This is a genomic window from Desulfovibrionales bacterium, assembly GCA_028715605.1.
Lineage (GTDB): Bacteria > Desulfobacterota > QYQD01 > QYQD01 > QYQD01 > QYQD01.
Genome location: JAQURM010000010.1, coordinates 63,147 through 72,176, shown reverse-complemented (window position 1 = coordinate 72,176; position 9,030 = coordinate 63,147). Strand labels below are relative to the sequence as shown.

General features: G+C 51.6%; 6 protein-coding genes. 3 read left to right on the top strand and 3 right to left on the bottom strand.

Features of this window, described 5'->3' with window-relative positions:
- Nucleotides 1–808 precede the first annotated feature (808 nt).
- The 3 genes from PHT49_10055 (at nt 809) to PHT49_10045 (ending at nt 3,756) form a co-directional block, all read left to right on the top strand.
- On the top strand, nt 809–2,332 hold the full coding sequence (locus PHT49_10055; protein ID MDD5452224.1) for an HDOD domain-containing protein: 1,524 nt from the start codon (nt 809–811) through the stop codon (nt 2,330–2,332).
- A gap of 340 nt (nt 2,333–2,672) precedes the next feature.
- Nucleotides 2,673–3,098, top strand: a complete 426-nt coding sequence (locus PHT49_10050) for a secondary thiamine-phosphate synthase enzyme YjbQ (protein ID MDD5452223.1) — start codon at nt 2,673–2,675, stop codon at nt 3,096–3,098.
- Nucleotides 3,099–3,252: 154 nt separating this feature from the next.
- Nucleotides 3,253–3,756 (top strand): PocR ligand-binding domain-containing protein, encoded by a 504-nt coding sequence (locus tag PHT49_10045; protein MDD5452222.1) that lies wholly within the window; start codon nt 3,253–3,255, stop codon nt 3,754–3,756.
- A gap of 196 nt (nt 3,757–3,952) precedes the next feature.
- Here the strand turns inward: PHT49_10045 and PHT49_10040 are convergent, their stop codons facing one another.
- From PHT49_10040 to PHT49_10030, 3 genes are read right to left on the bottom strand one after another with little or no spacing between them, the layout of a single operon-like run.
- Nucleotides 3,953–5,422 (bottom strand): Ni/Fe hydrogenase subunit alpha, encoded by a 1,470-nt coding sequence (locus tag PHT49_10040; GenBank protein MDD5452221.1) that lies wholly within the window; start codon nt 5,420–5,422, stop codon nt 3,953–3,955.
- A gap of 13 nt (nt 5,423–5,435) precedes the next feature.
- Nucleotides 5,436–6,449, bottom strand: coding sequence for a hypothetical protein (locus PHT49_10035; protein ID MDD5452220.1), 1,014 nt, complete (start codon nt 6,447–6,449; stop codon nt 5,436–5,438).
- Nucleotides 6,439–8,901, bottom strand: a complete 2,463-nt coding sequence (locus PHT49_10030; GenBank protein ID MDD5452219.1) for a hydrogenase iron-sulfur subunit — start codon at nt 8,899–8,901, stop codon at nt 6,439–6,441. Before PHT49_10030 ends, PHT49_10035 begins: the two co-directional genes overlap by 11 nt.
- Nucleotides 8,902–9,030 lie beyond the last annotated feature (129 nt).

Genomic DNA, 9,030 nt, shown 5'->3' with positions numbered 1-9,030 from the left:
CGTTCTTGTCGGATTGGGCCTGCAAGATGGCAAATATGAGCTCCTGCCTGCGCATATTGGCCACGCCCTCGATATTGAATTGCTTGGCCATGTGGGCAAGTTCACCGACTTTTTTCTCTTTAAGGTCAATCAAATTCATAAACTACTCCTTAATCTTTACTATCGTATCATCAAAAAATTAACCACAGAGGACACAGAGAATAAAATAATATCAATAAATTAAGATAAAAAACTGTTCAACCCTTTCCGTGGTCTCTGATTATGCTTATCTTTGCCCCGAAAATGCCTCAGAAACTGCTTTAGAGAGCATAGAGAGTCGGGATTTTTTCTTTTGATTTTAAAAAAATGTTTGATTTTCTCGGTGCACTCTGTGGTTGTTTTTTATAAAACTTTTGACATTACCCTTACCATCCCTTGGGGTTAGGTGCACGCATTCAGGGTAAAAATACAAAAAAAGCTAAGCCTCGATATTATATCGACCGGCCAAATGGATACCTTTAAAAAACACTAGGGTTTTCTGATGAATATTTAGAAATTCAAATGGTAGTAGTATATCTTTGGATTTTTTGCCCGTTTCCAGGAAGGAATAACGTTTGTAGTAACAGTAATGAATAAAAAAATAAAAGTCAAGATTTTTTCTTCTCTTGTCAAGCCAATTTAGAAATGTCCTATTTTTACCAAAATAGAAATGTCCGGTTTTCATGTCGGAGACCCGCCGGTTAAAGTCTATCATCGAAGCGCCCGATGTTATAAATGTAAATCGAGATACGCAGCTAAAATTCGCCGAAGGAAGAAGGGACGCTTAGCCGTGGAACAAACTCAAGACTCGCCTAGGGAATTATCGGCATCGATCGACGCCGGGCGGCATGACAAGGTCAAACGCATTATGGATACTGTTAACCGTGGGGATTTCCCCGCGGTCATGGAACACGTATCCAAGCTTATAGCTGCGGCCCAGAGTTCCAATTCCTCGGCTAAAGACCTTTCAAAGATAATACTTAAAGACCTGGGGCTGACAAACAAGGTATTAAAAGTTGCTAATTCCGCTTATTATGGCCTGCGTTCCCGGGGAATCAGGAAGATATCTACGGTGACCGGCGCCGTCATCCTCCTCGGGTTTGAGGCCGTTCGGGATATCACCGCCACCATTACCCTCTTCGACTATTTTTCCAAGAAGGCTACGGATATACGAGAATTGAAACGAATGGTGGCCTTATCCTTCACCGGAGCCACCTTTGCCAGGGAACTTTCCCGGGCTATAAACTATTCATGGGAAGAAGAAGCCTATTTATGCGGGCTATTTCATGATTTTGGCCATATGATTGCTGCCTTCATGCTTCCCGATGAATACCGTAAGATCAAGAAAGAAGTGGAAAATGGTTCCACTGAAAATAAGGCGGCAAAGGCTATCCTGGGTATGAGTCTCAGGGAGCTGGGAATTTCTGTGGCAAAGATGTGGGGTTTCTCAGAAAAAATATGCGAGAGCATGGAGGGCATGCCCTTAGCAACAGATGGACCACCGACCGAATCAGACACATTACGTGCCTTAGCCTTCATGGGACATCTCATCTCAGAGGCGGTCTATTCCGGTAAAAACTTTGAAGAAGAAATAGGCCGTATTGTATCTGTCTATGGTAAGGTGTTGCCGATTAATGAAGACTTGATCGCCGACGTCAAAGAAGAGGCTGAGCGGCGCGCCATGGAACTTATGGCCCCACTTGGACTGGACATGTCAGTTTTAAAACCAAGGGGGGAAGGGTATCAGCCGGAAACCGCACAGCCCTCAGATATTCAAGATGAAATAGACGATCTGGAAAGACGCAACGAATGTATCCTGAATGCATCCCTTGAGATTACCCAGTCTATAGTGAAGGAATGTGATCTGGATTCCATCTACATGATTATTATGGAAAGCATGCAGCACGGCCTGGCATTCGATCATGTGCTCCTGGCTTTAGTGAACCCTGCCCGGACCATCATTAAAGCCCGGTATGGAATTGGCGAAGAAGCTGAAAACATCATCAGCAAGCTCGTGCTGCCGCTTCGAGAGTCTTCAGGGATTGTAGCCTCTTCAGTTGCCTGGGGTAAGGATATGATAGTTAAGCTTGAAGATCCCAACCTCTCAGAAGGAGACAAGATAATACTCTCGGATATCAAGGCCTTGTCCATGGCCGCTTTACCCATAATGGTTGATAATCAGGCCATCGGCAACTTTATTATATCTAAAAAAAGCAGCCGTATAGACACTGATAGTCTAAGACAGGCCGGTAAATTACGCGACTACGCCTCCCTGGCTATCGAAGCCACCCGAAACAGGATGCCGAAAAAATAGCCCCCTCCTCTTGTATCGTATCTCCCAAACCTTGAACTTTATGCGAAACCACCCAAATCCACCGTCTAATTTGGCTATCAAGATTAAAATCAGCAGGTTATGGAGTATCCCTGAACACCAGCAAGATATTAGATGCAAGGCGCCGAGGAGCAACGACTGAGGCGTATGAAGCAATACGCCGCAAGGAGGAGCGATCGAAGGCAACGCCGCAGATGATGCCTTGATGGTGGATCAGGGATCATCAAAGTAATTGACTCCTCTTTAATCTTGTTATAGCCTTAGCCTCAGTCAGCCCTTGTAAATAGCCTATAAGCGTGCGGCTCTACACACGGAGGCAACCATGAAAAGCTATCGCAAAGAACTCTGGTTTGAAGCGCCAACACGCCGGGCCTTTATTAACATCACGCAGGAGGTTAATGCCTGCGTCAGAGAAAGCGGCATTAAAGAGGGTCTATGCCTGGTAAATGCCATGCATATCACGGCCTCAGTATTTATTAACGATGATGAAAGCGGCCTGCATCAGGATTATGAAAGATGGCTGGAAAAACTAGCTCCATACGAACCCATTAGTCAATATATGCATAACCGCACAGGGGAAGACAACGGGGATGCACATCTGAAACGCCAAGTTATGGGCCGCGAAGTAGTGGTAGCTATAACTGAGGGCCATCTGGACTTCGGCACATGGGAAAGGATATTTTATGGAGAATTCGACGGCAGACGAAAAAAAAGAGTTCTCGTAAAAATTATCGGTGAACATGCATAGCGAGCGCATTCCCCGCTGCTTGCCATCCAGGTCCGACCCTGGCGGGCGGCGGGGTTAGCGAGCGAATACTATGCTTTTTACATTACATACGGAGATTCCCCGTCCGCCGTAGGCGGGCTGCGGGGAGCTTCAATAAGTTATGCGAGGTGCGTAAATGGAGTTAACGGATATTTTATCAGTGCAAGGTTGGAAAAAATTGGCTGAGGAAATTAATAAAAGATTCGGGATGAACGGCAGTGTAAACGACAAACAGGGTCTGCTTGTTGCTGCCAGTCCTGCCCCGGCAAACAAAATCTGCCCAAGCATTAAAGCAGGCGAACAAAGCCGGGCGGTCTGTGCGACTGCCCACAGGCATTTGGCGGGGCTGGCCCAGGAAACCAAAAAGCCTGCGGTTGGGGAATGTGATGCCGGGTTTACCAAATTTGTGGCGCCAATTTTTTATAAAGATGAATTTTTGGGTACGGCTGGAGGGTGTGGTTTTCTCGCAGATAATGGCCTGGTAGATGCGTTTTATGTCGCGAAATTACTTAATCTCAGCGAGGAAGAAGTGAACGCCTGGACTGCCGGCATCAAGAAACTCTCGCGCTCGGACTTACAGGCAGCTATGGAATATGTCGAGGGGCGACTGGGAAAAATCCTGAAAGATCATAAAAAATGATGGTTTCATAAAAAGTCAATTCCTCACGCAAAGGCGCAAAGACCGCGGATGGAAAATGAAAATCTGGAAATCAAGAAATCAGGAATAGAACAGTATTTTTCTTCATGAGTTTTCGCCCCGGCGAATCTGCCTGTGGCATGACCTGAGTTCCAAATTTTATTCTTTTTGCGGCGTTGGCGGCTTTGGCACTGCCATGCTATTTACCAATATTTCTGGCAAGAACTCTCACCGGCTCCCCGCGGCGGATCAACCTGACCTCCAACGGCATCTGCCCGGGCAGACAATGGGTGGCACAGGCTAAACATGGATCATAGGCCCGAAAAGCCATCTCCACCATATCCAGCAGCCGGTTATCCACTTCACCGTTTTTGATTAGCTTCCCGGCCGCCTTCTTGACCGACATGCCCATAGCGGCATTGTTTTGTACGGTAGCCACAATCAGGTTCACCTTTTTGACGATCCCCTGGTCATCGGTGATGTAGTGGTGATAAAGCGTACCCCGCGCCGCTTCTACAACCCCTACCCCTTCAGTAGGCTTTTCTGTGGGCAAGGTCCGCACCTTTGGATCGGTAATCTCCGGGTCCTGGGACAGCCGGAGGACCTCCTCGCAGGCAAACAGGCTTTCTATCAACCGTGCCCAGTGGAAGGCCAGGGTATTATGGACGGGTTTTAGACCGAAAAAGGCGAAGAATTTCTCATAGGCCTCCTGTGCAAGGGGTGTTGCCATGCCCTCCGCCACATTCAGACGGGCCAGGGAATTAACCCGGTAAACCCCGCTCTCCGGTCCATCCACGAGCCCTTTCCAGCCTACCGCCTTCAGATAGGGAAATTTCAGATAAGACCACGGTTCCACACGTTCTCCGATGTGCTGGAGGTAATCTGCCGCATCAAATGTGACAAATTCCTTACCATTGGGACCCACAACCCGTATCCGGCCGTCATAAAAGTTTACGTGCCCCTTGGTATCAACAAGGCCGGCATAATACGTCTCATGATGATAGATATCGCTCAGGATCAAGTCGGCATATTTCTTATTAGCAAGCACGAGGTCCTCAAAGATTTTGAGGCTCTTCTGCGCAAAGGCAACCAGAGACCTCCCCATCTGTTCGATCTCTTTTCTCTCGTCCCCGGTCAACGGCTTTGACATCCCGCCGGGGATGGAGGCCACAGGATGGATTGGATGGCCGGCAATAATGCCCTGTATCTTCTGGGCATACCCCCGGTTCTTCAACACCTCGACTCCGACATCCTTGCCCACAACATCAATCAGGCCGATGACGTTTCTTCTCGCCGGGTCGGCCTCGGCCCCGGGGATAAAATCCGGGGCGGCCAAGGCAAAGAAATGAAGGATATGACTATGAGCGATGTGCGCGTTATAGAAGAGTTCCCGCAACTTACGCGCCGCCGTTGGAATCTTCACATTATAAACCGCGTCCGCCGCCTTGGAAGAGGCCATATGGTGAGCGCCGGGGCAGACGCCGCAGATCTTGGGCATGATGCGCGGCAACTCCTCCACCGGGCGTCCCTGACAGAACTTTTCAAAACCCCGCAGCTCTACTACCTGGAAGTAGGTATCGCTTACATTTCCCTGGTCATCAAGGAAGATGTCGATTTTTCCATGTCCTTCCAGTCTGGTTATCGGAGAGATGGTAATCTTCTGTGCCATGCTGATAATCTCCCTACTTTTTTACCTTATTGCGACCGTCCTTGAGGGTCCGGTTGATAATGGCGGTGGGCAAGGTAAACCGGTAAAAAGTCCCCACCGGATCCTTGATGCTGTTTACTGCCGCCTTCATCTCCGGTATAGTCAGGGCATCCTCGCCACCCGGGCCGACGATCGATCCAAAGGCAGACAGGGCCTCCGCCCCGGGATCCAGCATCTTTTCCGTCGGTCCAAAACAGCCGCGACAGGGCATATTCGCGCTGATACATGTCCCGCCACAACCTCCTCGCGTAAAGGGCCCCATACAGAGGACTCCCTGCTCCAGGAAGCAAAGACCGGGGTCGGCGATTATCTCGTGCGGCCGGTTAATCCTGGCTATCCTCGCGCCGGTTCGCGTACTGACCCGCGAGCACTCATCACAGAGCGCCTTTTGCGAAGCGATCACCGTCCCGGGAGGCGGAAGCTCTCCGGAATGGGCATAGGCGGCGATTATGTTTACGGCATCAAGGATGCGCTCCTCGGTAGGGGGACATCCGGGCAGATAGTAATCGACCCTTACCACCTGGTTTAAGGCGTACACCGTGTCAAAAAACTCGGGGAGAGTGACCTCTCCTTCAGGCACCCGGCACACCGTTTGTGGGTTCACGCCCTCTGGATTGACCGTAGATGGCGTCTCGTGGTAGGCCACCTCAAAAATGCCCGCCCGATCAGAGACGTTCGCCAGGCCCGGAATCCCGCCAAAGCAGGCACAGGCGCCGTAAGCAATCAAGACCTTACAGCGCTCACGCAACATCAGGGCGTCTTCCAATTGTTCTGAGGTGCGCACCGCCCCATTGAAAAGGCCGATATCGATACTCCCCGGGCCCAGGGTCAGCACATCCTGCCGCTTAAAGTCCATAGCAACCGGCCAGTAAAGAATATCCGCGATATCCAGGACGCTGAAGATCTTCTCCTCGATATCAAGGAGGGAGACATCGCATCCTCCACAAGCGCTCGCCCAGTTCATCACAATTTTTTTCTTATCTGCCATGACGCTCACTCCTCTCCCTGGTGTTCACGGCCACCGGATTGGGGCCAAGTTCACGCAGGTCGCGGTCCATTGCAGTTATGGTATCAGCAAACTTCTGTGAGTGCGGGACTCCTATGTAATCAAACTTCAGCCGCTTCTCACTCAACCCCAGTTGGGCCATAAGTTTCTGCATCAGGGACGTCCTCTTGTCCGCCAGGTAGTTTCCGTTCACGTGATGACAACTCCCGGGCGGACATCCGCCTACGAGGATACCGTCCACCCCGCGCCGGAACATCTCCATAACAAGCGCAGAATTCACCGACGAAGAACACCGGATACGGATGCTGCGGTAGTTAACCGGGAGCTTCAAACCGCTCGCTCCGGCAAGATCCGCCCCACAGTAGGAACACCAGTAACAGAGCAGGGCCAGAATCTTGGGTGCGCCTGGGGGTACGCCCTGAAAGGCAACATCGATCTGATCGAGAATCTGCTGTTCCGTGAAGTTGATCAGCTCTGCAGCATGCGTGGGACAGGCCGCGATACAAAAACCGCAGCCCTGGCAAAATGCCGGATCACTCAGCGCCCCCTTTTCCGTAATCTTAATAGCCCCGTGCGGGCAAACCGTCTCACAGATCCGGCAGCGGACGCAGGCGGCCGGATCAATGCGGCTCACAAACTTCAGGAGATCCTTTTCCCCCTTGATGAGGTAGGGAGCGGCCTTCATCGCTGCGGCGCTGCCCTGCTCCACACTCTGCTGCACAACCTTCGGTCCGCTGGCTGCGCCGACTACATACACCCGGTCCACGAAGGACTCTGTGGGCCGGAAAATACGCGGCTGGTTTTCCATGGGAAACCCAAACTGGTCGGTCTGGAGGCCGAGTTTACGAACCAGCGGCTGTGCCTCTCTCCGGGGCGTCTGGGCAGAGGCCAGGACGACCAGATCGGCGTCCAGGGTGACAAAACCTTCGGCATCAAAGGGATGCGCCGCCTCCGGGGAAGGAGATGTGCCTTCGAGTTGCGCGACACGAATCTTTACCCCATCGTCACTCCCGGTGATCCCTTCAATCTCCCCCTGCAAAAACTCGATACCCATCCTTTTCACGTGATCATACATGGCCTCGAAGGTCCTCTCGTAGGCCCTTATATCATAGTAGTAGATCACGGTAATATCCGTCTCATTCATGGTGAGACCCAGCCGCTCAACCTGTTTCATGGTAATTCCGCAACAGGTCTTCGAGCAGTACGAAACGCCCTCTCCTCTCTTTTCTCTGGTCGCCCTTGATCCGGCGCAGAGCACAAAGACAATATGTCGGGGAGCCTGACCGTTCGAAGGGCGTAGAACTCCGCGGTCGAGGAGCCGCTCAAATTCCATGCCCGACATTACATCGGGGAGGCCATAGTTGAACTCACGGTTCCGGCTAAGGTCGTAGGTGTCAAATCCTGTAGAGAGAAAGACAGCGCCGAAATCCTCTTCTTTTTCTTCCGCCTGCGCCGCAAGATTAATGGCCCCGGCCGGACATACCTCGACACATTTCCCGCACCCGGTGCACGCTCGCTCCAGGATATTATAGGCATCCGGCACTGCGCGCGGAAAATCTTTATCTATGGCCTTTCTGCGAAACAGCCCTTCATCGAACTCACTCGCTATCTCCTCCGGACATACTTCGGCACACTTCCCGCAGGAGATGCATTTATCCAAATCCACAAAACGGGCGCCCACCCGGATCTTCGCCCGAAAATTCCCATCAACTCTTTCGATATCAGCAACCTCCGAAGATGTAAGGCATTCCACATTCGGGTGAAACATGCTGCCTGCAGCCTGAACCGGACCTACGCAGGTACTCACGCAACGCCCAGGCCAGTTTTCGGTCTGGAAGAGAAAGGGAATCTGACACATGCGTCCCCCCAGGTATGAAGCCTGTTCTACCAGTGTTACCTGCTGACCAAGGGCGGCAAGATCCTGGGCGGTCTGTAAACCGGCCGGCCCGCCGCCTATAACCAGGGACCTGGGTACGATTTTAGTCGCCGGCGCACGCGGGGTGTCCAATTTCAATCTGACATGAGCCATGCGGAGCACGTCAAGGGCCTTGGCCGTCGCTGCCTTCCGGTCGTCATGGACCCAGGCGCACTGTTCCCGGATGTTCGCCACCTCGAACATGGCCTTGTCTATCTCTGTGCTTTCCAGCACGGCGCTGATCTGCTGTTCGGGAAAACGGAGCGACGACCGCGCAGAACATCCGGCAAAAAGGAACCGATTGATGTTGTTCTCCTTAAGTTCGGCCCGGAGCCGGGTCAGTTCCTCTGTGTTGCACAGCGCATCCACGCGCCTCACCGTGACCACGCCGTCCATCTCTCGCGCCCTCTCAACAAGGGACACGGTATCTACGTTCGTGGAAACGCGCCCCTGACAATCACATATCCACACGCCTATGCGCGGTTTATTTACTGCTGAGGAAGTGCTTTCTACTGTCATTCCCTTCGCCTCCGGTTAATCGGCCTCTTGCCGGCGACCCATCAAGTCTTCCTGCCGGCCGCCCTCACCTGTATTGCCATGCTGCTCAAAAGCAGAATGTCTTTTTTTATCACATATTAGTTAAGAAAG